Genomic DNA, 26,157 nt, shown 5'->3' with positions numbered 1-26,157 from the left:
GCCCTACAGGCGGGCCTTGAGCTGGTCGATACGGGTGCGGACGGAGTCGTCGATGACATCGTCGCCGACGGTGGCGACGACACCGCCGACCACGGAGGGGTCGACGATCGTCTTGAGGTTGAGGCGCTTGCCGGTGGCGTTCTCGAGAGCCGCCTTGAGGCGGTCCTCCTGGTCACCGGTGAGAGCGACCGCGGTGCGGACCTCGGCGGTGTCGAGTTGCTTGGCGCTGCTCGCACGCTGCACGAGGAGATCGACGATGGCCGGCAGGTCACGAGCCTTGCCGGAGCCGACGACCATCGACACGAGTTGCGTGGTGGTCGGTGTCGCCTTGCCGCCGAGGAGGTCCTCGATGATGGCCTGGCGCTTCTCGGCCGGGATCTGATCGTCGGAGAGAGTGTTGCGCAGCTCTTCGGAGCCCTCGTAGGAGCGAGCGAAACGGAAGAGTTCGTCCTCGACCTCGTCGAGCGTGCCGTCGGCACGGGCGATCTCGAACAGCGCTCGGGCGTAGCCCTGGATCTGTGCGTCGCTCATGACGTGACGACCTTTCCGGCGCCGACCCGGGCGATGAAGCCCTCGATCAGTTCCTGGTGAGTGGCGTCGTCGAGCGACGCGGTGACGCTCGACTCGATCGCCTGGCTGGAGAAGCGTGCGATGTCGGCACGCAGATCGTCGGCGCCACGGCCGGCGGCGGCGGCGATGTCGGCCTCTGCCTTGGCTTCCATCTCGGCCACTTCCTGGTTGAGCCGGGTGCGTCCGTCCTCGAGGAGTGCCGCAGCCTGAGCTTCGGCTTCGGCGAAGAGTCGGGTGCGCTCGCCGTCGACGTCGCCGAGCGACGTGCGGATCTGAGCAGCGTCGGTCTCGGCCTGCTTGCGTGCCGCAGCGGACTCGTCGAGATCCTTCTGGATCCGAGCGGTCCGGTCCGACATGCCCTTGGCGATCGCCGGCCAGGCGAACTTCCAGAGCAGTGCGAACACGATCAGAGTGGCGAGGCCACCGATGACCACTTCCTTGAGCGGTGCGAAGTAGGGGTTGAGCGAGGTCGAGCCGACACCGTCGTTGGGCACCGATTCGGCCTGGAGCACCCCGGCGGCGAGGAGGTTGAGCTGTGTGGTGATCATGAGGTCGCTCCTGCGCTCGCACCCATCGCAGAGCGCACGGCGCTGCTGACGGTCGCCGGATCGGCCGGCTTGCCGGTGGCGATCTCGGTCGCCCGGGCGACCACGTCGCTCACGGCCGATTCGACGTCGCCCATCGCTGCTTGACGTGCTGCCTCGACCTCGGCGGTGGCGACGCCCCGCTTCTCGGCGATCCGCTGGTTGGCAGCGGCGATCTTGTCGGAGCGTTCGCCTTCGAGGGTGGCCCGTGCAGCGTCGACCTTCTCCTGGGCGTCGGCACGCACCGACGCGAGGCGGGCCTCGTACTCGGCGACGTCGGCTCGAGCGGCGGCGGTGAGCGTCTCGGCGCTCTCCCGGTCGCTCTGGATCGACTCGTAGCGCAGCGTCATCCCCGCACGGACCTTGGGGAAGAGCCAGACGTAGAGGACGATCAGGAGCACGAGGAAGGCACCGAAGCCCCAGATCATCTCCTTGACCTCGGGCGCGATCGGGTTCAGCTCGGGGCAGCCTTCACTGCCGACGGTGAGGGCTTCCTCACCACCGAGTTCCTCGATCTCCGCGTCGGAGAGGTCGGTGCGCTCGCACGTCTCGGCTGCCAGGAAGTTGACCTGGAGCTGACCCGTGGATGCAGTTGTGACGACGGCAGTCAGCACGTCAACTCCATTCCTGGATTGCAGTTCGAATAGGACTCATGGTGTCTCGGTTCTCGACGGTCGCATGCGGACCGTCGGTCGAGCACGCCGGATCAGGCGAACTTGAGGAGAATGAAGACCACGAAGCCGATGAGGGCGAGGGCTTCGGTGAAGGCGATGCCGAGGAACATGGTCGTACGGACCATGCCCGCTGCTTCGGGCTGGCGGGCCATGGCCTCGACGGACTTGCCGACGAGGTAACCGATGCCGATGCCGGGACCGATGGCCGCGAGGCCGTAGGCGTAACCGGCCGAGGCGGCTGCTGCCGTGTTCTTTGCGTCTGCGGGATCGATACCTGCCTCATCGGCGGCGGCGACCAGTGCGCTGAAAGCTTCCATTGGGGTCTTCTCCTAGTGGTTTCTGTGTGAGTGGGAGATCTGTAGAGATCGGTGGGTGGACGGGGTGGGATCAGTGCTCGTCGCCGTGGCCGGCGACCGAGTTGCTGATGTACACCGCCGCCAGGATGGCGAAGATGTAGGCCTGCAGGAAGGCGACGAGGATCTCGAACGCCGTCAGGAACACGAGCATGAAGAACGGCAGGATGCTCGCCGGGATGAACAGGAACTGGTTCGTCTCGGCACTGACCAGCGAGTGCGTCAGCAGTGCGAAGGTGACGAGCAGGATGTGGCCGGCGAGCATGTTCGCCATGAGACGAACGGTGAGCGAGAACGGCGTGACGATGATCGTCGAGATGAACTCGATCGCACCCACCAGCGGCTTGAGTGCGACGGGAACACCGGGAGGCCACAGGAGGTGACCGAAGTAGGCCGCGCCCTGGTGCTTGAGGCCCACGAAGATGTAGATGACCCACACCAGCAGCGACAGCGTCAACGGGATGGCGATGCGGGCCGTGGCGGGCATCTGGAAGAACGGCAGGATCCCCGGGATGTTGCACAGGAAGATGAAGATGAAGAGGCTGAGCAGGAACGGGGTCCACTTCAGACCGTCCTTGCCGAGCGTCTGCATCACGATGCCCTCCTCGACGAACTCGATGGCCTGTTCGGCGAGGTTGCGCGGGCCGGTCGGAGCGAGCTTCGGGTCGGCGCGGCTGGCGAGCAGGAACAGCCCGATGCCGAGCAGCGACGCCAGGCAGGCGATCAGCGCGATCTTGTTGAAGCTGGGGAAGATGTCCTGCCAACGAAGCAATTCGTTGATCGGCGGGAAGACAAGGCTTTCGGCAAGCACGTTGATTCCGTTTCAGTCAGAGGTGGATGGAAGGGGCGAGGTGTCGAGCGAACGACGACCGGGTCTACGAACGCAGTGAGGATTTCGGTGTGGGCTTGAGGCCCGGGTGTGCGAGGGAGATCGCCACGTACTTCATCTCCCAGAAGAGCAACCCGAGGTGCGTCACGATGATGGTCGATCCGAGGGCCGGAAGTGAAATCCATCCGGCATCCTTCACGAGCAGGACGGCGAGGAAGATCAGCCCGAGGCGGATCAGGTAGCCGAAGAGCGTTGCGCCCATCATGAGGGCGACCGAGATGCGAGCCGCGGCAGCGATGAGCCCGGCGGCGAGTGCGAAGTTGGCGAGGACGATCGCGATGCCGTAGGCCGACGACCATGCGCCGTCGCCGCCCCAGATCACGGCGCAGATGCCGATCAGGACGGGTGCGACGATCAGACCACGCTTGATCATGTCGTTCGACACGCCGACTTCCGGAGCGGGGCCCTCGAAGCGGGTGGTCATCGGATCCATGACGCTCACGCCGCGTCCTCGACGCTCGTCGGCGAACCGGCGAGCTTGGCGACACGATCGGCGTCGTGGCGGTCCATGCGACGTCCGTAGCTGTAGTAGAACCTGGCGAACAGCCCGATCGATCCGATGACGGTCATGGTGATCATGAACACGGGGATCGTGCCGAAGAGGCTGTCGAGCCCCCAACCGGCACCGAGGAAGATCGCCAGCATGATCACGGCGTCCATGCCGTGACCGAGCGATTCCTCGGAGTTGGCGCGCACGTCGTCAGCGCTCGGGGGTGTCGGGAGAAGCTTCATCGATCTGGAGTTTCACGAGGCGATCCTGGCGGACACGACCGGCGCTTGTGAATGCATGCACAACCTAGTGCTGCCGCGCATCGGCGGCAACCCTTTCGCCGAATCGGTCGCACGATCGTCAACCTTCGTCGTCACGTACCGTCGACAGCGACGCCGACTCCGGCGTGCCGGGTTCCGATGCGGTGTCGAAGAGGGTCGGTTGGTTCGGGTCCGGCCGTTCGATCCCGCCGGGTGGCGTTCCGTTGCGACGCCGCTGCGCGATCACGCTCGGGTGCAGGATCGTGTACAGCACCATGCCGAGCGCGGCGATGCCGAACGGCAGGTAGCTCGGGTTCTGATCGGTGAGGATCGGATAGAGGACGAACGCCGAGAGCAGTGCGGTCCAGGTCCACAGGATCAGGACGCTGCGCCGGTGACCGTGACCGAGGTTGATCAGGCGGTGGTGGAGGTGCCCCTTGTCGGCCGTGGCGAGCGACGAGCGACTCGTGGCGCGTCGCACGATCGCGAACGCGGTGTCGAGGATCGGCACGCCGAGGATCAGGAGCGGGATCGCGATCGGCGCGAGCAGGAAGTACGTGGTGCCGACGAACTCGGTGTCGAAGGAGTCGGCGCGGCCGCCGACGACGCTCGTCGACACCGCGAGGAGCAGACCGAGCAGCAGCGCTCCCCCGTCGCCCATCATGATGCGCGCGGGGTTGAAGTTGTGTGGCAGGAACCCGACGCACACGCCGACGGCGAGGATGGCGAAGAGCGGGCCGACGTTGCTGCTCAGGATCAGGTCGCGACCCGCCAGTTCCTGGCTGTAGAGGAAGAAGGCGAAGGCGCCGATCGCCACCACGCCCGCAGCGAGGCCGTCGAGACCGTCGATCAGGTTGATGGCCTGGCTCATCCCGAGCAACCAGAGCACCGTGACCAGCGGCTTGAAGTCCGCTCCGAGGATGAACTCGCCGAAGTACGGCAGACGGAACGCATCCATCACCACGCCGAAGTAGACGAGTGCGATGCCTGCCAGGACGGTTCCGAAGACCTTGGCCGGGGCGCTCAGTTCGCGCACGTCGTCGAGGAACCCGGTGGCGAAGATGATGGCCGCGGCGATCGCCACCCCGAGCGGCTCCGAGTTCGACGCGAACAGCGGCTGCAGGTCGCCGATCGCCCAGGCCACCGCAAGCGCCACACCGAATCCGATGAACATGGCGAGCCCGCCGACGTCGGGCAGTGGTTGCTTGTGGACCGTTCGTTCGTTGGGCAGGTACACCCACCCGAAGCGTCGAGCGAGTGCTCCCACCACGGGAGTCGCGACGAACGTGACGACGGCAGCGATCAGCCCGATCAGGAAATACGAACCGACATCGGGCACGAACGCAGAGAGTAACCCACCCGCCTGCGTCTACAGTCGTCGCCATGTCCTTCCCTGCAGATTGGTACCCCGACCCCGCCGGCGACCCGACCCTCCTTCGTTGGTGGGACGGCGTCCAGTGGACCGAGCACACCCACCCGGCACCGCAGGCACAGGCGCAGCAACAGCCGGTCGAGCAGCAGTGGGACGCCGGTGCCGCTCAGGACGCTTCCGCCGCCGCAGCCGCAGCGGAGCAGGCCATCGAGGCAGCCGACCACGCCGTGGACCAGGCGACACCGTCGGACGTGGTCGAGCAGCGCGACGACGACCTGACCGTCGCCCGGGTGCCGGCCGCCGAAGGGAGTGGCGTCGCGACCGAGTACACGGGTGCAGCTGCCGTCGCCGAGCCCGCTGCGCCGTTCGTCGCTCCGGTCGCATCGCAGGTTGCCGGTGCGAGCGGCAACGGGATCGCCGGGATCCGTTCCGACCTGTTCTCCGGCGAGTACTCCGAGAACGATGCGAACGAACGCGTGGTGCTGCAGAACTCCAAGATGCTCAAGGTCCGACTCGGCGAGCCGGTGTTGGCACGTCAGGGTTCGATGGTCGCGTTCCAGGGCCAGGTCGATTTCGACCACGAAGGAGCAGGCGGTGTGGGCAAGTTCCTGAAGAAGGCCGCCACCGGTGAAGGCGTGCAGTTGATGCGCTGCACCGGTCAGGGTGAGGTGTTCTTCGCCAGCGAGGCCGACCAGGTCCACATCCTGCACCTCGACGGGAGCGCACTGTCGGTGAACGGCCGCAACATCCTCGCGTTCGAACCCACGCTCGACTACGACATCCAACGCGTCCAGGGCGCCGGAGTGCTGACCGGCGGCCTGTTCAACACGCGCCTGAGCGGATACGGCTGGGTCGCCATCACCACGAAGGGTCAGCCGGTGGTGCTCCACACCAACCAACCGACGTTCGGCGACCCTCAGGCGGTCGTGGCGTGGAGTGCCGACCTGCGCACGTCGCTGAACAAGACCGTCAAGGCCAAGGCCCTCGTCGGACTGGGTTCGGGTGAGGCGTTCCAGTTGGCGTTCGAGGGCAACGGCATCGTGATCGTGCAACCGGCGGAGTATGCACTTCCGGCCGCCGGCGGCTGATCTCGGTCGTCGAGTCCGCCGGGTCGACCGAGTCCGCCGGGTCGACCGAGTCCGCTGGGCCGACCGAGTCCGCTGGGCTGATCGAGTGCGCCGGGTCCGCCGGGTGGCGATCGCCGGGCCGGTCAGCGCTGCGTTGATCGCCTCGTCGTGCGCAGGCGGAGCGTCGCCTCCCGACGCGGTGTCGGTCGACGCGGTGTCGGTCGGGGCGACCTGGCAACTCCAACTCCAGGGTGACGTCGACACGTCCCACGACGCCGACGTCTACGACATCGACCTGTTCGACGTGCCCGTGGAGACGATCGACGCGCTCCACACCGACGGCCGCACGGTCATCTGCTACTTCTCGGCCGGGTCGTGGGAACAATGGCGCGACGACGCCGACGGTTTCGCCGACGATGCGATCGGTGAGCCGCTCGTCGGCTGGGAGGGCGAGCGGTGGTTCGACATCCGCCATGACTCGGTCCGCGACGGACTCGTGGCCCGCATGGACCTCGCCGTGACGAAGGGATGCGACGGCGTCGACCCCGACAACGTGACGGGATACGACACCGACACCGGGTACGACCTCACCGCCGACGACCAGCTCGACTTCAACCGGTTCCTCGCCCGCGAGGCCCACGATCGCAACCTCCTGGTCGGCTTGAAGAACGATCTCGCCCAGATCCCCGAACTCGTCGACGACTTCGACTTCGCCGTCAACGAGCAGTGCCACGAGTTCGACGAGTGCGGTGCGATGCAACCGTTCCTCGATGCCGGCAAGCCGGTGTTCAACGTGGAGTACCTCGAACGCTTCGTCGCCGACCCCGACGAGGTCTGCGACGCGTCGCGCGCGCGTCGGATCGCGACGCTGATCCTGCCGCTCGCACTCGACGGCGACTTCCGGATCGCCTGCGACTGACGCGTCGCTCCCCACCCCGGCCGGACCGCTCGACCGGCCACGTTCGCACGCACGGCGTCGTCTCGTGCCGTGCCTCGGCCCGAATCGAACGAGGGAATCTGGGCACTGCGACTTCACGCTCGGCCCGAATCGAACGAGGGAATCTGGGCACTGCGAATCCACCCTCGGCCCGAATCGAACGAGGGGATCTGGGCACTGCGAATCCACCCTCGACCGGCAGCCTGGAAGCAGCGCATCGCCGATCACGTCATGCCGCCCGCCGGCTCGGAGGCCCGGTGTTGCGGACCGTGCCGTCCGGCAACGTCAGGGTGAGCTCACGGTTCGGGCCGAGTTGCACGTTCCATCCGCCGTCGTGGATGGCGTGGTGATGACGGGAGCAGACCGGCAACAGATTGTCCAGATCGGTCGCCCCGCCGTTGCGCCACCACACCACGTGATGCAACTTGCAGCGGTCGAACCCCGTCGAACAGCCAGGGATCGCACACGTCGCGTACAGACCACGCAACGCACGCCGCTGTGCCCGGTTCGCCAGGCGCGTCGCCCGACCGAGATCCAGATTCCCGGGCGCGTGCAACACCACACCATTGCGCACCACCACCGTGGTCACGTCCGCATCCGCAACCAGTGACGCCAACACCCGCTGCGGCACCTCGATCGGAATCGGCCATTCCACCGTGGCGGCTCCCGCCACCGCCGGAGCATCGGCGTCGATCACCGCGACGAACTCGGGACGACCCGGCCTGCCCGACCCGACACCACCCTCGACCAGACGCCCGAACGCGAGCGCTCGCAGGTGCTTCTGCTTCTCGATCGGATCGGACGGACACGACTCCGGAACCGCCTCGGCGAACAACGCCTCCACCGCACGCTCCAGCGCCGACGACACCGACAGCGCCGTCACCGGATCGAACCGACCACGCACGTTCCACATGCCCTCGTCATCGGTCCACGTCGACATCGACGTCGCCCGCCGCTGACGCTCCAACCTCGCCATCCCGTCATCGGCACGCACCTCGTCGGCCTCACGACGCACACGACGCGCGAACTCGGCCACCGACAACCCACCCGCCTCCTCGACGAGCCCTTCGATCCGACCGAACAACGCGTCACGCTCCGAGGGCTCGAGCGACTTCGCTCCTCGGGTGACCGCGTCGACATGACCAGCGGTGAGACGAGCATCGTCGAGTGCCTCGGCCAATCCGGCCACCACCGCGAGGGTCTCGCCCCGTTCGATCACCCTGGACGCCGCCGACAACGACTCACCCGACACCGCAGCGATCTCCGGCTCCGCGAACGACGAGGCCACCCGCAGACGCAGCGCCAGATCGGCCTCGGCAGCGGCCAGGAACGACCGCAACTCAGCGACCGATCGCATCGCCGAGATCAGCGAATCCGTGGAAGCCGATGAGTCGGCGCGCACCGACATCACCCGCTCCGCTCGCTCGATCACCCCCTCGATCAGCATACGAACAACAGTACTCAGGGGGTGTCACAGAGTTGATGGGAAGTGCCACCCTGACGCCAGTGCGGAGCGTCGCCATGGGGTGAGCCTCGCCCCGCTTCGACGCGCCCTTCGGCGTGCGATACAGACCGGTGCACGTCACCGAACCCGTGTGCCACCGATCCGGAAGGTCTCGGAGCGATTCGCATCCGACAGCGGCACGGTCGGGTCAGGGAGCCACGGGTCGGGTCACTCCGATGCGGCAGCCGCGTCGAGCTTCGAGGGGCCGCCGCATCGGAGTGCGTACGTCACCGCAGCGAGCGTCATCGGCAGCAGGAGGATGCCGATCACGATGAGCCAGAAGCTCTCCGGTGGAGTGCCATCCTCGGCGGCGACGAGGTAGGACACCGCCGGCACCACCGGCATCGCCGGCACGAGCAGCGTCACCACCACGAGCCACCACCGTGCTGGGGCACCGATGCGGGAAGTCGACTGCCGACCGCGCCACCAGACGATCCCGACCGGTCCGAGAACGACGAGCAGAGGGGTCGCGAAGACGATCAGCGGCGAGACGACGATCAGCAGGCAGAGACCGATCAGGCCGTACAGGTAGAACGAGATCACCGAGATGACGCCCTGGTCCCCGACACGCATGTCGACGAGTCCAGCAGGTGGATACTCGTTCGGCGGGAATCTCGGGCGCTCGGTGGCGGAATGCGCCGGGACATCACAACGAGGTCGACACGCCGCACCGCCGGGAGACTCGTGCGCGAACAGGTGAACCGATCGTCGATCAGGTTCGGCAGCGATGATGCGAAGGCGCAGCTGGACCCAGGAGTGCGAGCGATCGGCCGCATCGCAGGCCGACGGTCAGTAGGCGGGGAACCTGGCGCAGAGGTCGGCGACCTCGGCCTTGATCGAGCCCAGGGCCTCGGCGTCGTCGACGCTGCGCAGCGCACGGGCGATCAGACTCGCGATGACGGGCATCTCGGCCTCCTTCATCCCCTGCGTGGTGACCGACGGCGTGCCGATGCGGACGCCGCTGGTGACGAAGGGGCTACGCGGATCGTCGGGGATCGTGTTCTTGTTCAGCGTGATCCCGGCTTCGTCGAGGGTGGCCTGGGCGACCTTCCCGGTGAGTTCGGCGTCGAACGGGGTGAGGTCGACGACCATCATGTGGTTGTCGGTGCCGCCCGACACGAGACGGAACCCCTCGTGTGCGAGTGCCTCGGCGAGTGCGGACGCATTCGTGACGATCTGGTGTGCGTACTCCTCGAACGACGGGTCCATCGCCTCGCGGAACGCGATCGCCTTGCCGGCGATGGCGTGCTCGAGCGGCCCGCCCTGCCACCCGGGGAACACGGCCTTGTCGATCGCCTTCGCATGCTCGGCCGTGCACAGGATCGCTCCACCGCGCGGGCCGCGCAGGGTCTTGTGGGTCGTGAACGTGACCACGTCGGCGAACGGCACCGGGTTCGGGTGGGCGCCACCGGCGACGAGTCCGGCGAGGTGGGCGATGTCGAACATCAGCAGGGCGCCGACCTCGTCGGCGATCGCCTTGAACGGCTCGGGGTCGAGCCGGCGCGGGTACGACGTGGTGCCGGCCACGATCATCTTCGGCCGGTGTTCGAGGGCGAGCTCGCGCACGTTGTCCATGTCGATGCGGTCCTCGGCTCCCGTGCCGTAGGCGACGAAGTGGTAGAGCAGACCGCTCGCGTTGACCGGAGACCCGTGCGTGAGGTGGCCACCGTGGTCGAGGCTGAGGCCGAGGATCGTGTCGCCCGGTTCGAGCAGCGCCTGGTACACGCACATGTTCGCGTTGGCCCCCGAATGCGGCTGGACGTTCGCGTGCTCGGCGCCGAACAACTCCTTCACCCGGTCGATCGCGAGCTGCTCGATCGAGTCCACCACCGAGTTGCCGCCGTAGTACCGCTTCCCCGGGTAGCCCTCGGAGTACTTGTTCGTCAACACCGAACCCGTGGCCGCCATGACGGCCGGCGAGGTGAAGTTCTCGGATGCGATGAGTTGCAGACCGGTGGTCTGGCGCTCGACCTCGCGGGCGATGAGGTTCTCGACCTCGGTGTCCGGATCGGTGGTGGTGGGAAACGGCATGGCGGGTTCCTTCGTGTGGTTCGGAGATGTCGACGACGGGCTCTGGACCAGCCCCGCCATCGGATCAGAAGATGGATTCGAGGGCGGTGATCTGGTCGACGCGCCGCTGGTGGCGGCCGCCTTCGAAATCGGTGGTGGCGAACGTGGTGACGATCTCCTCGGCGAGACCGATGCCGACGACGCGGCCACCCATCGACAGCACGTTGGCGTCGTTGTGTTCGCGTGCCATGCGTGCGGTGTAGAGACAGTTGCACAACGCAGCACGAACGCCGCGCACCTTGTTGGCGGCGAGTTGTTCACCCTGCCCGCTCCCGCCGAGCACGATGCCCCAGTCGGCGTCGCCGGCGACGACGGTGCGTCCGACGTCGGCGCAGATCTCGGGGTAGTCGATCGACTCCGTCGAATGCGTTCCCCGGTCGTCGACCTCGTGGCCGAGCACCGTCAGGAAGGTGACGAGGTGCGCCTTCAGGTCGTAGCCGGCGTGGTCGGATCCGATCGCGATGCGTGCCATCGCCTCGGAGTGTAGGACGGCGAGCCGCCGCAGGGCGCGGCCGATTCACCCGCAACCCCCACCGATTCATAGGGTCGGACCGTGAACCTCGATCCACGAACCCCCGTCATCGTCGGCGTCGGCCAGTACAACCATCGCGCCGACGGCTTCGACGATGCCCTCGAACCGGTCGCCCTGATGGAGCGGGCCGTGCGCATCGCGACCGACGACGCCGGATTCGACGGACCCCCTGCGGCGGACTCGGTCCGCGTCGTCAACGTGATCGGCTGGCGGTACCGCAACCCCGCCCGCTTCCTGGCCGGTCGGCTCGGGATCGAGGCCGCCGAACTGGCCGAGTCGGCACCGGGAGGCAACAGCCCGCAGTCGTTGGTGAACCGCACCGCACTCGACATCGCAGCCGGCGCCGTCGACGTCGCGATCCTGGCCGGGGCCGAGGCGTTCCGGACGTTCATGAAGGCCCGCAGGGAGGGCGTCACACTCGACTGGCCCAAGGCGGACGACGACGACCTCCCGGTCCGGATCGGCGAGGAACTCGACATGACGTCGCCGGCCGAGCGCGAGCGTGGCATCGTCATGCCGGTCCAGATCTACCCGATGTTCGAGACCGCTCTGCGCGCCGCCGCCGGGCGCACGGTCGCCGAGCACCAGGCCCACCTCGGCAAGCTGTGGTCCGACCTCAGCCACGTGGCCGCCGGGAATCCCCACGCGTGGATCCGCGAACCGAAGTCGCCCGAGGAGATCACCACGATCGGGCCGAAGAACCGGATGATCGGATTCCCCTACCCGAAGCTGATGAACTCGAACAGCGACGTCGACATGGGGGCGTCGATCATCATGTGCTCCGTCGAGGCAGCCCGGCGGATGGGCATCGACGAGGACCGCTGGGTCTTCCCCCACGCAGGCACCGACTGCCACGAACACAACTTCGTGTCGAACCGCGACACCTTCGCTCGGACCCCCGCCGTCGAACTGGGTGGCGCACGGGCACTGCAGCTCGCCGGCGTCACGATCGACGAGGTCGAGTTGATCGACCTGTACTCCTGCTTCCCGTCGGCAGTGCAACTCGGTGCGCAGTCCCTGGGCATCGATCTCGCCACCCGGCAGTGGTCGCGCACCGGCGGCCTGCCGTTCTGCGGTGGCCCGTGGAACAACTACCCGATGCACGCGATCGCCACGATGGTCGGCGAACTGCGCGAGCTGCCCGACGCTCGCGGCCTCGTGTGGGCGAACGGCGGGTATGCCACCAAGCACGCATTCGGCGTGTACTCGGCCACTCCCCCGGCCGACGGCTTCCGCTACGACCACCCCCAGGACGAGATCGACGCGCTCCCCCGTCGCGAACTGGCCGTGGGAGCCGACGCCGCCGGCTCGGTCGAGATCGAGGCCTACTCGGTGATGTTCTCCCGCGAGGGAGAGCCCGAGACCGCGCTCGCTGCATGCCTGCTCGCGGACGGTCGGCGGGCGTGGGGAACCTCGGGCGACCGGGCCCTCGCGTCGGCGATGTGTGACGGTGAGTGGGTCGGGGTGACCGTGCGCCTCGACGACGAGGGAGCGCTGCTCGTCTGACGACGTTCGTGCGTCGTCAGAGGCCGCCGGAGTCGACGTCGTCGTTGCCGGCCAGCGTGCCCTGGTCCGGGCAGGCGGCCGTGATGTACTCGAGCGACGGCCCGATGTCGAACTCGGTCGTGTCGAGGGTCGGATCCTCCAGGACCGACGGGAGTTCGGCGATGAACGCCTCGGCGGCTGCGTCGAGCGCCTCGGTCGAGTCGGCGGGGACGTCGACCGTGAGGCTCTCGGTCTCGAGCCCCTGCTCGGTGATCGCCTCGACCCACGCCACACCGAGCGCGTCGATCCGGTCGCCGTCGAGGCCCGCCTCGGCGAGCAGCTCTCCGGCCCGGTCGGCGCGGGCGAGGAAGGGCCCCGGCACGTCGACGGTCAGCGCCTGACGGTTCGATTCGATCTCGTCGGGCAGCTCGTCGGCCATCTGCGCGACGGCCGCTCGGAGCGCAGAGGTCGCTGCGACTTCGAGGCGGGCGGCGTCGACGGGCGCCTGCAGCGCCCACGCCAGCGAGATCGCCTGCACCGACCCGGCGTACGTGCTCCACGCACGACAGAAACCGTCGTCGCTCTCGATCCCCGGAACGCCGGTCTCGGCGACCGCGGGAAGCGACTCGACGACCCCCTCCACGACCGACTCCACGACCTCCTCCGCCGGGGGGACGACGTCGTCCTCGTCACCGGGGTCGACCCCGCCGTTCGTACTCACGCCACCGACGGTGCCGCCGGCCTCGGTGAACACGTCGCCGCCCGACTCCGCGGTGGCCACCGGAGCGTCGGGCGTGCCCGCTTCGCCCCCTCCGTCGCTCGAGGCGCACGCAGGGAGCACGACGATCGCGATGACCGCAAGTCTCGCGGCGAGTCGTCGCGGATCCTGACGTCGTTGCATTCGTCCAGTGTGCACGACGGCCTGCCAAGCTCACGGGCATGCCCGCCGACCGCGCCCGCCTGCTGCTCGACTGCGACCCCGGCCACGACGACGCCGTGGCGATCATCGTCGCGGCGGCCTTCGCCGACGTGGTCGGCATCGTCACCGTCGCGGGCAACGCCCCGCTCGATCGGACCACCCACAACGCACTGGTGATGCGCGATCTCATCGGACTCGACGCGCCCGTCCATGCCGGATGCGAGCGCCCGCTCGTCGCTCCACCACGCCATGCCGGGTTCGTCCACGGCGAGTCCGGACTCGACGGCGCCGAGCTCCCCGAACCCATCACACCGCTCGACGGGACGGACGGCGTGGAGTTCATCATCGACACGTGCCGGTCGTCGGAGGGTGTGTGGCTCGTGCCGATCGGACCGCTGACCAACATCGGCACCGCGTTCCGCCTCGCCCCGGACCTGCCCGGACGCGTCGCGGGTGTGTCGCTGATGGGAGGCGGGAGCTTCGGGAACCGTTCGGCCGTGGCCGAATTCAACATCTGGGCCGATCCGGAGGCCGCGGCGGTCGTGTTCGACGCCTACGACCCGGCCACCCCTGGCTCGGCGGCCGGTCCACTGATCATGGCGGGCCTCGACGTCACCCACCGCTTCCAGGTCACGCCGCCGCGGATCGCCGCCACACGTGCCGTGCCGGGGCGTCTCGCGACGACGCTCGCCGACCTGTTCGACTTCTTCACCGACACGTACCTCAGCCGACACGACGACGGTGCGCTCGACGGTGCCGCGCTCCACGATCCGCTGGCGGTCCTGGCCGTCACCCACCCCGAGCTCTTCGGCCACGTGGACCGCCACGTCGTGGTGGAGACCCGGGGCGAACACACGGCGGGGATGACGGTGATCGACGAGCGACGTCTGCTCGAACGATCGGACCCGAACTGTCGGGTGCTCACCACCGTCGACGCCGACGCTGCGTTCGCACTGGTCCTGGACGCCGTCGCCCGGTGCTCGACGGGCGGATGATTCGAGGCGTGGCCGTGGCGTGTCGCCCCTCGGGACCGGTCACCGACGGCCGCGATCCGGGAATCCACGGTTGACCTCGCCCGTCGGACGTCGGAAAATCGGACGATTGAGAACGCGAACGATGGACACACTGAGCCGGTGAACCGCGCACACGACCTGTCCCGCCGCACCTGGGTCGGTCGTCCGTTCCCACTCGGCGCCCGCTACGACGGGTCGGGCACGAACTTCTCGCTCTTCACCAGCGTCGCCGACGGCGTGGAGCTGTGCCTGCACGGCGAGGGCGCCGACGGGAACGACGAGGAACGCATCGAGTTGACCGAGGTCGACGGCCACATCTGGCACACCTACCTGCCCGACGTCCGCCCCGGCCAGCGCTACGGATACCGCGTCCACGGCCCGTGGGAGCCGGAGCGTGGCACGTGGTGCAATCCGTCGAAGTTGTTGCTCGACCCGTACGCCAAGGCGATCGACGGACAGATCGACTGGGACCCCGCGTGTTTCGCCTACGACTTCGACAGCCCGCTCGAGATGAACACCACCGACAGCGCGCCGCACGTGTGGAAGGCCGTGGTCGGTGACCCGTTCTTCGACTGGGGCAACGACCGCCCACCCGAGACCCCGCTGCACGAGACCGTGATCTACGAAGCCCACGTCCGCGGCATGACGATGACGCACCCGAGCGTGCCCGAGGCGCTGAGAGGCACCTACGCCGGGATCGCACACCCGGCGGTGGTGGAGCATCTCCACGATCTCGGCATCACCGCGATCGAGCTGATGCCGGTGCACCAGTTCGTGCAGGACCACCACCTGATGGAGAAAGGCCTGCGCAACTACTGGGGCTACAACTCGATCGCGTTCCTCGCGCCGCACAACGAATACACGTCGTCGGTGGCGCTGGGCCAGATCCAGGAGTTCAAGACGATGGTCAAGTCGCTGCATGCGGCAGGCATCGAGGTGATCCTCGACGTCGTCTACAACCACACCGCCGAGGGCAACCACTTCGGGCCGATGCTGTCGATGCGGGGCATCGACAACCAGGCGTACTACCGGCTGATGGAGGACGACCCGCGGTACTACCTCGACTTCACCGGCACCGGCAACAGCCTGAACATGCGCCACCCGCACGTCCTGCAACTGATCATGGACAGCCTGCGGTACTGGGTGCTCGAGATGCACGTGGACGGATTCCGGTTCGATCTCGCGTCGACCCTGGCGCGGGAACTGCACGACGTCGATCGCCTGTCGGCGTTCTTCGACCTCGTCCAGCAGGACCCCGTCGTCTCCCAGGTCAAGCTGATCGCGGAACCCTGGGACATCGGTGAGGGCGGCTACCAGGTCGGGAACTTCCCGCCGCAGTGGTCGGAGTGGAACGGTCAGTACCGCGACACGATCCGCGACTTCTGGCGCGGTGAGCCGTCGACGCTGGCCGAGTTCGGATCGCGCTTCACCGGAAGCTCCGACCTGTACGAAGCCGACACCCGTCGCCCGACCGCGTCGATCAACTTCGTGACCGCACACGACGGGTTCACGCTCACCGACCTGGTGTCCTACAACGAGAAGCACAACGACGCGAACGGCGAGGACGGCAACGACGGCGAGTCGCACAATCGGTCGTGGAACCACGGGGTCGAGGGGCCGACCGACGACCCGGCCATCCGCGCCCTGCGCGACCGCCAGCGCCGCAACCTGATGATGACGCTGATGCTCAGCCAGGGCGTCCCGATGATCGTCGGCGGTGACGAACTCGGTCAGACCCACGACGGCAACAACAACGTCTACTGCCAGGACAACGAACTGTCGTGGTATCCGTGGCACGACGTCGACGAGGAATTCGTCGACTGGTGCCGACGCGTCATCGCCTTCCGTGCCGCTCACCCGGTGTTCCGACGCCGACGGTGGTTCCAGGGTCGGCGCATCCGCGGCATCGAGGATCTCGCATGGCTTCGCCCCGACGGCGAGGAGATGACCGACGACGACTGGGACACGGGCTACGCACGGGCCGTCGGCGTGTTCGTCAACGGCACGACGATCCCCACCACCGACAACTACGGCGAGCGGGTCATCGACGATTCGTTCCTCCTCCTGTTCAACGCCGGGCACGAGGCTCTCTCGTGGACCATCCCGGGCCCGCAGTGGGGACGACGGTGGACCGTCGACCTCGACTCCGCCGACCCCCGGGTCGGGGTCCGCCGCAACATCGCCGCCAGACCCGGCGACGTGGTCGAACTGCTCCCCCACTCGCTGCGGGTGCTGCGCTCCACCCGCGCGCCGTCGCAACGGTCCAAGATGCCCGCACGTCGGAGTCCGGCACCGGCCGACGGTTCCGAGACCCACGACGCCAAGGCCACCGACGCCGACTCCGGCACCCCCCACACCCTCGCCCAGACCGACGCTGCGTTCGACACGCCGACCGATGAGGAGACCGATCGATGAACATGCCGCCACCGACCACGCCGTCGACTCCCGGAACAGCCGACGCCGCAACCGCCGGTCGATTCCCGGCGCACCGACCCTCCCGCACCATCGTGGAGCCGGTGTCGCCGATGGTCGACGGTGGAGCGTTCGCCGGCAAGGCCAGCATCGGCCGGCCCGTCCGCATCGTGGCCGACGTGTTCACCGACGGTCACGACGTGGTCTTCGCCGAAGCGGCCGTCGGGTCGGCGTCGTCGGATGCCGTCCGCACGATCCCGATGGCACCTCTCGGCAACGATCGCTTCGAGGCGTGGTTCACGCCCGACGAACTCGGCCGGTGGAACTACGAGGTGACCGGCTGGGTGTCGCACGCCGAGACGTGGCGCCTCGGAACCGCCGCGAAGGTCGCTGCGGGTCTCGATGTCGAGGTCGAAGCGGCGATCGGCGCAGCTCTGGTCGCCGCCATGCGCGCCACGCCACACCACGCCGCCACCGACGCCGATCTGGCCAGGCTGGCAACGCTCGGGACGGCGCTCGAATCCGGGAACACCGAAGCCATCACCGACGACGACTGGACCCAGCTGTTCCACCGCTGCGAGCCGCGCGATGCCGCCGACTCGGGGGCCCCCCTCCCGATCGACGTCGACCCGCTCCTCGGCGCGATCGGCTCGTGGTACTCCTTCTTCCCGCGGTCCACGGCGAGTGACGGTGACGTCGCACCGGATGCACCGGGAACGCTGCGCACGGCGATCGACCGCCTCGACCACATCGCCGACATGGGCTTCGACGTGGTGTACATCCCTCCGGTCCATCCGATCGGCACCACCAACCGCAAGGGTCGGGACAACTCCACGAACGCGCAGGACGGCGACGTGGGGAGCCCGTACGCGATCGGCTCGCCCGACGGGGGCCACTTCGCCGTCGCGCCCGAACTCGGCACCGTCGACGACGTCACCGCACTGGCCGCTGCATGCGATGCGCGCGGGATGAAGTTGGCACTCGACATCGCATTCAACTGCTCGCCCGACCATCCGTGGGTGAGCGAGCACCCCGACTGGTTCGTCCGGCGTCCCGACGGCTCGATCCAGTACGCCGAGAACCCGCCGAAGAAGTACGAGGACATCTACCCGCTCGACTTCGAGACCGACGACTGGCAGGCGTTGTGGACCGAACTCGCCGACGTCTTCCGGTTCTGGATCGAACGGGGCGTCACGATCTTCCGCGTCGACAACCCGCACACGAAGGCGTTCGCGTTCTGGGAGTGGGCGATCGGCGAGATCCGTACGGCGCATCCGGAGGTGATCTTCCTCTCCGAGGCATTCACCCGGCCGCGCGTCATGCAGCGGCTCGCGAAACTCGGGTTCAACCAGTCGTACACGTACTTCGCGTGGCGCCACACCGCGCACGAGCTCCGCGAGTACTTCGAGGAACTGTCGACCGAGACGATCGACTTCCTGCGCCCGAACGCGTGGCCGAACACCCACGACATCCTCACCGAGCAACTCCAGCACGGAGGACGCGCCGGGTTCGTGAGCCGGGCGATCCTCGCGGCGACCATGTCTCCCAGCTGGGGCGTGTACGGCCCGCTGTTCGAACTGCTCGAGACCTCACCTCGCGACGGCGTCGAGGACTACCTCGACTCGGAGAAGTACGAGGTGCGCCACTGGAACCTCGATCGAGCGGACTCTCTCGCTCCCCTGCTCGCACGCCTGAACGAGATCCGACGTCAGCACCCTGCGCTGTGCGACCTCGCGTCGATCACGTTCCACCCGTGCGACGACGAATCGTTGCTGTGCTTCACCAAGACCGACCCCGCAGGCATCGGTGACCCCGTCCTGGTGGTGGTCAACGTCGACCCGTTCGCCGAGCACCGCGGCTTCGTCGACGTCGATCTGGCAGCGGTCGGCCTGGAGTACGAGTCGAGCTACGACGTCGTCGACCGACTCGGCGGCACGACGCACCACTGGCGCGGCAACCGCAACTACGTCGAGCTGTCGCCGTACGGGGCGATGGCGCACATCTTCACCGTCCACGGCCACCGCCCGGCCGCTGCCGACGCGACGAACGACGACCCCGGAAGGACCATCCGATGACCACGACCGAACCTGCGACCTCCACCACGATCCACAGCGACGGCGCCGACTGGTTCAAGGACGCCGTCATCTACGAACTGCACCTGCGGGCCTTCAGCGATTCCAACGGTGACGGGGTCGGTGACCTGAACGGCCTGCGGGACCGACTGGACTACCTCGCCGATCTCGGGATCACGGCGATCTGGATGCTGCCGTTCTACCCGTCGCCCCAACGCGACAACGGCTACGACATCGCCGACTACATGACCGTGAACCCGGAGTACGGCTCGACGAAGGACTTCCAGAAGTTGCTCGACGCGGCCCACGAACGCGGCATCCGGGTGATCACCGAACTCGTGATCAACCACACCAGCGACCAGCACCCGTGGTTCGAGCGTGCACGGCGCGCCCCCAAGGGATCCCCCGAGCGCGACTTCTACGTGTGGACCGACAACCCGGAGGACTACTCCGACGCACGGATCATCTTCCAGGACTTCGAGACGTCGAACTGGACCTGGGACCCGGTCGCCGGTCAGTACTTCTGGCACCGGTTCTACTCCCACCAACCCGACCTCAACTTCGACAACCCGGCCGTCGAGGAGGCGGTGTTGGGCGTGCTCGACTTCTGGCTCGACATGGGTGTCGACGGGCTGCGGCTCGACGCCGTGCCGTACCTGTACGAGCGCGAGGGCACCACCTGCGAGAACCTCCCCGAGACCCATGCCGCGCTGAAGCGGATGCGCGCCCACATGGATGCCAAGTACGACGGACGGATGCTGCTCGCCGAGGCGAACCAGTGGCCGGAGGAGTCCGCTGCCTACTTCGGCGACGGCGACGAGTGCCACATGAACTTCCACTTCCCCGTCATGCCTCGACTGTTCATGTCGGTCCAGATGGAGAACCGCACGCCGATCATCGACATCATGGAGCAGACCCCCGAGCCTCCTCCCGGCTGTCAGTGGGCGACGTTCCTGCGCAACCACGACGAGCTCACCCTCGAGATGGTCACCGAGGAGGAGCGCGACCTGATGCTGCGGGCCTACGCCCGTGACGACGAGATGCGGATCAACCTCGGCATCCGCCGTCGCCTGGCACCGCTGCTCGGCAACGACCGACGCAAGATCGAACTGCTGAACGCGCTGCTGTTCTCGCTGCCCGGCACGCCGGTCGTCTACTACGGCGACGAGATCGGCATGGGCGACAACGTCTACCTCGGTGACCGTGACGGCGTGCGCACCCCGATGCAGTGGACCGCCGACCGCAACGCGGGCTTCTCCGACTCCAACCCGCACCGGCTCTACCTTCCGCTGATCACCGAGCAGGAGTACCACTACGAGAGCGTCAACGTGGAGACCCAGTCGGAGAACCCGGCGTCGTTGCTGTCGTGGATGCGTCAGCTGATCGCGCTCCGCAACCGCCACCCGGTACTCGGGCGTGGGGCGATCGAGTTCCTCGACCCCGACAACCCGCACGTGCTCGCCTTCACCCGCACCATGCCGGGCGAGTCGGGAGCCGTGTCCATGCTGTGCGTCGCGAACCTCTCCCGCCTCGCACAACACGTCGAACTCGACCTTCCCGACCACATGGGAGCGACACCCGTCGAGGTCTTCGGTCAGAACCGTTTCGCCCCGATCGGCGAACTCCCCTACTCGCTCACGCTCGCGCCGTACGGCTTCTTCTGGTTCTCGCTCGAACACGTCCGCGAGGAGGCGGGACGCCAGACGGTGCCCCACCTCCCGGGAAGCCTCGACGAGGTGGGCCGTCGCAAGGCCGCACTGACCCGCGCCCTGTCAGCATGGCTCCCCGAGCGCCGGTGGTACGCGGGCAAGGACCGCACCGTCAGGGACCTGACGATCGAGACCGTGGTCCCGATCGACGGCGACGTGCTGTTCGTGACCGCCGTCGTGTCGTTCACCGAGGGCGACGACCACCGCTACGCGATTCCGATGCAGAGGGTCACCGCCGACACGGCCACCACGGTCGAGAACCTCCACGCGTCCACGGTGATCGCCCGACTCGACGACGGCGCCCTGCTCATCGACGCGATGACCGACGCGCGAGGCGCTGCTCGGTTGGTGGCGGCCGCCGTCGACGGCGAACACTTCGAACAAGGCCGCAACCGGCTCGCCGGCGCCCCCGAACGAGACGGACTGTCGGGTGTGGCCGACGACTGGCGCAACGTGACGATCCTGGGCGTCGAACAGTCGAACTCGTCGGCCATCGTCTCCCTCGACGGCGGGGAGGAGTTGATCGCCAAGCTCATCCGGCGCGTCGACATCGGCGAGAACCCCGACGTCACACTCCCCCGCCACCTGGCCCGAACCGAGTTCACGCAGATGCCCGGCGTGGCCGCCACGCTCGACCTCTCCCTCCCGAAGCAGACCGCACCGGCGATGGTGATGGTCGTCCACGACGCCGTCGATCACGAGAGTGACCTCTGGGTCCGCGTGCTCGACGACCTGTCGCTGGCGATCGACAACGACGTCCTGTTCCGCGACCACGGCTCGGGGACGCCCGCGGCGCCCGTCGACGCCGTCGCAGCAGCGCTCGCCGATCTCCTCGGACGCCGCACCGCCGAGCTGCACAGCTCGCTCGCGGAGAGCACGGCCGAGGAGCTGCGTCCGGAGTCGTTCAACCTGCAGTGGCAGCGGTCGATCCTGCAGACGGTTCGCAACTCGGTCCGTGCGACCCAGCGAGAGCTGAAACGCCACCGCCGATCGAACGACTTCGCACCCGAGGCCGCCGCACTGGCCGACGTCGTGATCGAACGCGGCGACGAACTGATCTCGCGCTTCGATCCGCTCACCACCACGAAGATGCTGGCCAAGCGGATCCGGATCCACGGCGATCTGCACCTCGGCCAGGTCCTCTGGACGGGCAACGACATCGTGTTCATCGACTTCGAGGGCGAGCCGGGTCAGCCGATGGGCCAACGCACGATCAAGCGGTCCCCGCTCGGCGACGTCGCCGGGCTGCTGCGATCCCTCGACTACGCCGGTCGCGTCGCCGTGGACACCGCCACGCAGCGGGGCCGCGTCGGCGATGCCAGTCGCTCGGCGGTCGAGACATGGCGCGCCGCGTGGACCGACGAGATGCAGCGCCGCCTGGTCGCCACGTACGCCGACGCCGTACGGGGATCGGGGCTCGTCCCGGACGACCCCGACGAGATGCGTCTGCTCCTCGAGGTGTACATGGTCACCAAGAGCCTGTACGAGGTTCGCTACGAGTTGGCGAACCGACCCGGCTGGGTCGCCTGGCCGCTGAACGCCGTCGTCGAGATGCTCGAACCGTCGGCGAGTTCGGCTCGTTCGAAGAGGACTCGATGATCGGCGACGCACTGCGCCGACGCGCGATCGAACTGGGAGTCGAGGTCACCTACGACGACGTCGATCAGGTGACCCACGACGCCGACGAGGTGGTCGTCGCTCGGGTGGTCGAGGTCCTCGAGGAGGATCGCTCGCGACACCCGGCGCACATCGTCGAGCCGATCCATCTCGACCCGGCGCTCACCGTCGCCGTGGCGGCGACGCCCACCGACGCCGAGTTGACCGTCGAGGGAACGAGCGTCGGTGTCAATCTCGGACCCGGCGGTGTCGATCTCCCCGACGGGCTCCCCGTCGGATGCCACACGTTGCGCATCGAGGCCGACGGTCACGTCGCCGAATGCCTCGTCGTCGTGGCCCCGTCGGCGATGCCCGGGTTCGACCCGGTCGAGCGTTCGTCGTGCCTGTTCGCGCCCGCCTACTCGCTCTGGGAACACGACGAGCCGCTGCCGTCGTTCCGGCACCTCGCGCGACTCGCCGACCGGATGACCCGGTTCGGCGTCGACATGGTCGCCACGCTCCCGCTGTACGCGGCGTTCCTCGACCAGCCGTTCGACCCCAGCCCGTACTCCCCGATCAGTCGGTTGCACTGGAACGAGGTCTACCTCTCGGACGCGGGTCTGCCCGCTGCTCCGCTTCCCGACCTCGGCGACGACGGCCTCGGGGGCGACGTCGACTGGCGCGAACTGGCGGCCCGACGACGCCGCCAACTCCTCCGGGCCGCACTCGACGCCGACGACCTCCTCGTCGGCGAACTCGACCGCTTCCGAGCCGCACATCCCGACGTGGGGTCGTTCGCCCGGTTCATGGCCTCACGTGAGTCCGGTGGCGACCTCGTGGTCGAGCGCTCGCACGTGCTCGCGCAGTACCTGGCCGACCGCGAGCTGAGCGCCATCGGCCACAACGGATCGGCGTCGCTGTCGCTCGATCTGCCGATCGGATCCCATCCCGAGGGGTGGGAGACGTGGGCTCATCCGCAGTTGTTCGCCACGTCGATGTCCGTGGGCGCTCCTCCCGACACGTTCTTCACCGAAGGACAGAACTGGGGCTTCTCGCCCCAGCTCCCTGCGGCGATACGCCAGTCGGGCTACGAGCTGTGGCGGCAGATGATCGCCCGCGCCGGCCGCTACTGCGACCTGTTGCGGATCGATCACGTCATGGCCGTGCACCGGCTCTGGTGGGTTCCCGAGGGTCAGAGCGCCGACCGTGGCGTCTACGTCCGGTATCCGCACGACGAACTGCTCGCCGTGATCGCCGCCGAGGCCGCCGTGGCCGGCGTGGGCATCGTCGGTGAGAACCTGGGCACCGTGCCACCCGAGGTCGATGCGGCACTCGACGCCTGGAACGTCCTCGGCATGCACGAGGAACAGTTCCACCTCGACGGACCCGATCTCGCCGAGATCCCCGCCCGTTCGGTCGCCGGTGTGCGTACCCACGACATGGCGCCGTTCGCCGCCGTGGTCGACGACCCGGCGAACGCCGAGACCACGGCGGCCTACCGCGACCGACTCGGCGCCGCCACGCCGGCCGACCAACCGCTGCTCGACGCGGTGATCACGCGCCTCGGCGCGAGCGACGCTCAGATCGTGGTGGTCGACCTCGACGACCTCGTCGACGAGACCCGTCCGCACAACCTGCCCGGTCGCGTCGTCGACGGCATCTGGCGGCGCCGCCTCGACCGCCCCACATCGGAGACGCTGGCCGACGACCGTGTCGTGCGCCGCCTCGAACTCCTCGGAAGGACCCCCTCGTGAACCATCACCCGGACGATCTCGACCTGCACCTCTTCGGTGAAGGCACCCATCGGTATCTGCACCGCTCCTTCGGTGCACAGCCCGGCGACGGCGGCACACGCTTCGCCGTGTGGGCCCCCAACGCCACGCGGGTCGTCGTCGCCGGATCGTTCGACGGTTGGTCCGGCGAGCACGAACTGACGGGGAGCGACGGCGGCGTGTGGAGCCGCTGGGTCGATGGCGCCGGCATCGGCGACCGGTACGTGTACCGCGTGACGGATCGGCAGGGCGCCACGGTCGAGAAGTCCGACCCCGTCGGTGCCGCGGCCGAGGAGGCTCCCGGGATCTCCTCGATCATCGCCGACCTCGACCACGAGTGGGGCGACGACGAGTGGATGTCGACTCGCGGCGAACGGGTCGCGCTCGACGCGCCCGTGTCGATCTACGAACTCCACCTCGGGTCATGGGGTCGACACGTGAGCGACGGCCGGCTGTTCCCGCGCTACGACGAACTGGCGGACCCGATCGCGGACCACGTTCTCGCCCACGGCTTCACCCACGTCGAGTTCCTGCCGATCATGGAGCATCCGTTCTACGGTTCGTGGGGCTACCAGACCACCGGGTTCTTCGCTCCGACTGCTCGCCACGGCAGCCCGACCGACCTGATGAAGATGATCGACCGGCTCCACCAGCGCGGCGTCGGCGTGATCCTCGACTGGGTGCCGTCGCACTTCCCGACCGACGCGCACGGCCTGTACGAGTTCGACGGTACCCATCTGTTCGAACACGCCGACCCCCGCCAGGGCTACCACCCCGACTGGAACTCGGCGATCTTCAACTACCAGCGCAACGAGGTGCGGTCGTTCCTGATCTCGAGCGCGATGTGCTGGCTCGACCGCTACCACGTCGACGCACTGCGGGTCGATGCGGTGGCGTCGATGCTGTACCTCGACTACTCGCGCAAAGAGGGTGAGTGGATCCCCAACGAGTTCGGTGGCCGGGAGAACCTCGACGCGATCGTGTTCCTGCGCCAACTCAACGAAGCCGTGTACGGCGAGTTCCCCGACGTCGCCACGATGGCCGAGGAATCGACCTCGTGGCCGATGGTCAGCCGCCCCACCTACATCGGCGGCCTCGGATTCGGCAACAAGTGGGACATGGGGTGGATGCACGACACGCTCCAGTACCTCCAGGAGGACCCGATCAACCGTCGCTGGCACCACGGTGAAATCACGTTCCGCTCCGTCTACTCGGCGAGCGAACACTTCGTGCTGCCGCTCAGCCACGACGAGGTGGTCCACGGCAAGGGTTCGCTCCTGAACAAGATGCCGGGGGACGCCTGGCAACAGTTCGCCAACCTGCGCCTGCTGTACGCGATGCAGTGGGCGCAGCCCGGGAAGAAGCTGCTGTTCATGGGCGGCGAACTGGCGACCCGCCTCGAGTGGAACCACGACTCGACCCTCGACTGGTCGCTGCACGACGCCGACATGCACGCCGGCGTGCGCATCCTCCTCGCCGATCTCAACGCGCTCTATGCGTCGGAACCCGCGCTGCACCGAGGCGACAGCAACGCCGAGGGGATCCGTTGGGTCGAGGGCGGCGACGCCGACCGAAGTGTGTACGCCTGGCTCCGACTCGATCCGTCGGGCGACGCACGTCCCGTGCTCGCCGTGTTCAACGCCACGCCGGAACCCCAGCACGACTACCGGCTGGGCGTCCCGACCGCCGGGCGCTGGACCGAGGTGCTGAACACGGACGATCCGAAGTACTCGGGGAGCGGCGTGCTGAATGCGTTCGAGGGCAACCACACCGTTCCCGTCGACGCCCACGGTTTCTACCACTCGATCATCGTGTCGATCCCGCCGCTCGGCGCCGCCTTCTTCGTCCCGGGGGACCGCGATGGCGGCGAGTGATCC

22 protein-coding genes are annotated in these 26,157 nt (G+C 67.9%); 9 read left to right on the top strand and 13 right to left on the bottom strand.

Annotated elements, in window-relative coordinates:
• Positions 1–3 precede the first annotated feature (3 nt).
• From atpH to ABJK40_RS02680, 8 genes are all read right to left on the bottom strand, one after another.
• Complete coding sequence (gene atpH / locus ABJK40_RS02715; RefSeq protein ID WP_348479275.1) at positions 4–531, bottom strand: ATP synthase F1 subunit delta; 528 nt, start codon at positions 529–531, stop codon at positions 4–6.
• Entirely contained in the window at positions 528–1,118 is a 591-nt protein-coding gene (locus tag ABJK40_RS02710; RefSeq protein ID WP_348479276.1) for a hypothetical protein, read from the bottom strand. Before ABJK40_RS02710 ends, atpH begins: the two co-directional genes overlap by 4 nt.
• Positions 1,115–1,768: an ATP synthase F0 subunit B gene (locus tag ABJK40_RS02705; protein WP_348479277.1), complete on the bottom strand. Its 654-nt coding sequence runs from the start codon at positions 1,766–1,768 to the stop codon at positions 1,115–1,117. Before ABJK40_RS02705 ends, ABJK40_RS02710 begins: the two co-directional genes overlap by 4 nt.
• Before the next feature lie 92 nt (positions 1,769–1,860).
• A complete protein-coding gene (gene atpE, locus ABJK40_RS02700; protein ID WP_348479278.1) occupies positions 1,861–2,145 on the bottom strand; it encodes an ATP synthase F0 subunit C in 285 nt (94 codons plus the stop codon).
• 70 nt (positions 2,146–2,215) lie between these two features.
• Positions 2,216–2,992, bottom strand: a complete 777-nt coding sequence (gene atpB / locus ABJK40_RS02695) for a F0F1 ATP synthase subunit A (RefSeq protein ID WP_348479279.1) — start codon at positions 2,990–2,992, stop codon at positions 2,216–2,218.
• Between the two features lie 64 nt (positions 2,993–3,056).
• Positions 3,057–3,494: an ATP synthase subunit I gene (locus ABJK40_RS02690; protein WP_348510135.1), complete on the bottom strand. Its 438-nt coding sequence runs from the start codon at positions 3,492–3,494 to the stop codon at positions 3,057–3,059.
• Between the two features lie 14 nt (positions 3,495–3,508).
• On the bottom strand, positions 3,509–3,802 hold the full coding sequence (locus ABJK40_RS02685; protein WP_348479280.1) for an AtpZ/AtpI family protein: 294 nt from the start codon (positions 3,800–3,802) through the stop codon (positions 3,509–3,511).
• Between the two features lie 118 nt (positions 3,803–3,920).
• Positions 3,921–5,159: an MraY family glycosyltransferase gene (locus ABJK40_RS02680; protein ID WP_348479281.1), complete on the bottom strand. Its 1,239-nt coding sequence runs from the start codon at positions 5,157–5,159 to the stop codon at positions 3,921–3,923.
• A gap of 44 nt (positions 5,160–5,203) precedes the next feature.
• Here ABJK40_RS02680 and ABJK40_RS02675 point away from each other — a divergent pair, with 44 nt between their 5' ends.
• Entirely contained in the window at positions 5,204–6,280 is a 1,077-nt protein-coding gene (locus ABJK40_RS02675; protein ID WP_348479282.1) for an AIM24 family protein, read from the top strand.
• An 85-nt stretch (positions 6,281–6,365) separates the two neighbouring features.
• Positions 6,366–7,178 (top strand): endo alpha-1,4 polygalactosaminidase, encoded by an 813-nt coding sequence (locus ABJK40_RS02670; protein WP_348510134.1) that lies wholly within the window; start codon positions 6,366–6,368, stop codon positions 7,176–7,178.
• Positions 7,179–7,425: 247 nt separating this feature from the next.
• Here ABJK40_RS02670 and ABJK40_RS02665 read toward each other — a convergent pair whose 3' ends face one another.
• From ABJK40_RS02665 to rpiB, 4 genes are all read right to left on the bottom strand, one after another.
• Positions 7,426–8,643 carry a DUF222 domain-containing protein gene (locus ABJK40_RS02665; RefSeq protein WP_348510133.1) on the bottom strand — a complete coding sequence of 406 codons (1,218 nt, stop codon included), beginning with the start codon at positions 8,641–8,643 and terminating at the stop codon, positions 7,426–7,428.
• A 225-nt stretch (positions 8,644–8,868) separates the two neighbouring features.
• Complete coding sequence (locus ABJK40_RS02660; protein ID WP_348480685.1) at positions 8,869–9,273, bottom strand: hypothetical protein; 405 nt, start codon at positions 9,271–9,273, stop codon at positions 8,869–8,871.
• A gap of 216 nt (positions 9,274–9,489) precedes the next feature.
• Positions 9,490–10,731, bottom strand: coding sequence for a serine hydroxymethyltransferase (gene glyA / locus ABJK40_RS02655; protein ID WP_348480686.1), 1,242 nt, complete (start codon positions 10,729–10,731; stop codon positions 9,490–9,492).
• A gap of 64 nt (positions 10,732–10,795) precedes the next feature.
• Entirely contained in the window at positions 10,796–11,242 is a 447-nt protein-coding gene (rpiB, locus tag ABJK40_RS02650; protein ID WP_348480687.1) for a ribose 5-phosphate isomerase B, read from the bottom strand.
• Positions 11,243–11,323: 81 nt separating this feature from the next.
• Between rpiB and ABJK40_RS02645 the strand changes: the two genes are divergently transcribed.
• A complete protein-coding gene (locus ABJK40_RS02645; RefSeq protein WP_348480688.1) occupies positions 11,324–12,808 on the top strand; it encodes an acetyl-CoA acetyltransferase in 1,485 nt (494 codons plus the stop codon).
• A gap of 16 nt (positions 12,809–12,824) precedes the next feature.
• On the opposite strand, the gene ABJK40_RS02640 is transcribed toward ABJK40_RS02645, so the two are convergent.
• A complete protein-coding gene (locus tag ABJK40_RS02640; RefSeq protein ID WP_348480689.1) occupies positions 12,825–13,688 on the bottom strand; it encodes a hypothetical protein in 864 nt (287 codons plus the stop codon).
• 38 nt (positions 13,689–13,726) lie between these two features.
• Between ABJK40_RS02640 and ABJK40_RS02635 the strand changes: the two genes are divergently transcribed.
• The 6 genes from ABJK40_RS02635 to glgB all read left to right on the top strand — a co-directional run bounded on the left by ABJK40_RS02635 (position 13,727) and on the right by glgB (position 26,154).
• A complete protein-coding gene (locus ABJK40_RS02635) occupies positions 13,727–14,701 on the top strand; it encodes a nucleoside hydrolase (RefSeq protein ID WP_348480690.1) in 975 nt (324 codons plus the stop codon).
• Between the two features lie 138 nt (positions 14,702–14,839).
• Positions 14,840–17,134, top strand: a complete 2,295-nt coding sequence (gene glgX, locus ABJK40_RS02630) for a glycogen debranching protein GlgX (protein WP_348480691.1) — start codon at positions 14,840–14,842, stop codon at positions 17,132–17,134.
• Positions 17,131–19,206, top strand: coding sequence for a maltotransferase domain-containing protein (locus ABJK40_RS02625; RefSeq protein WP_348480692.1), 2,076 nt, complete (start codon positions 17,131–17,133; stop codon positions 19,204–19,206). Before glgX ends, ABJK40_RS02625 begins: the two co-directional genes overlap by 4 nt.
• Positions 19,203–22,511, top strand: a complete 3,309-nt coding sequence (gene treS, locus ABJK40_RS02620; RefSeq protein ID WP_348480693.1) for a maltose alpha-D-glucosyltransferase — start codon at positions 19,203–19,205, stop codon at positions 22,509–22,511. Before ABJK40_RS02625 ends, treS begins: the two co-directional genes overlap by 4 nt.
• Complete coding sequence (locus ABJK40_RS02615; protein WP_348480694.1) at positions 22,508–24,262, top strand: 4-alpha-glucanotransferase; 1,755 nt, start codon at positions 22,508–22,510, stop codon at positions 24,260–24,262. The genes treS and ABJK40_RS02615 overlap by 4 nt, the downstream gene beginning before the upstream one ends.
• Positions 24,259–26,154 carry a 1,4-alpha-glucan branching protein GlgB gene (gene glgB / locus ABJK40_RS02610; RefSeq protein ID WP_348480695.1) on the top strand — a complete coding sequence of 632 codons (1,896 nt, stop codon included), beginning with the start codon at positions 24,259–24,261 and terminating at the stop codon, positions 26,152–26,154. Before ABJK40_RS02615 ends, glgB begins: the two co-directional genes overlap by 4 nt.
• Positions 26,155–26,157: the final 3 nt, after the last annotated feature.

The organism is Ilumatobacter sp., assembly GCF_039969435.1.
GTDB lineage: Bacteria > Actinomycetota > Acidimicrobiia > Acidimicrobiales > Ilumatobacteraceae > Ilumatobacter_A.
The sequence above is the reverse complement of the archived record's forward strand: the minus strand, read 5'-3'. Positions and strand labels throughout refer to the sequence as shown.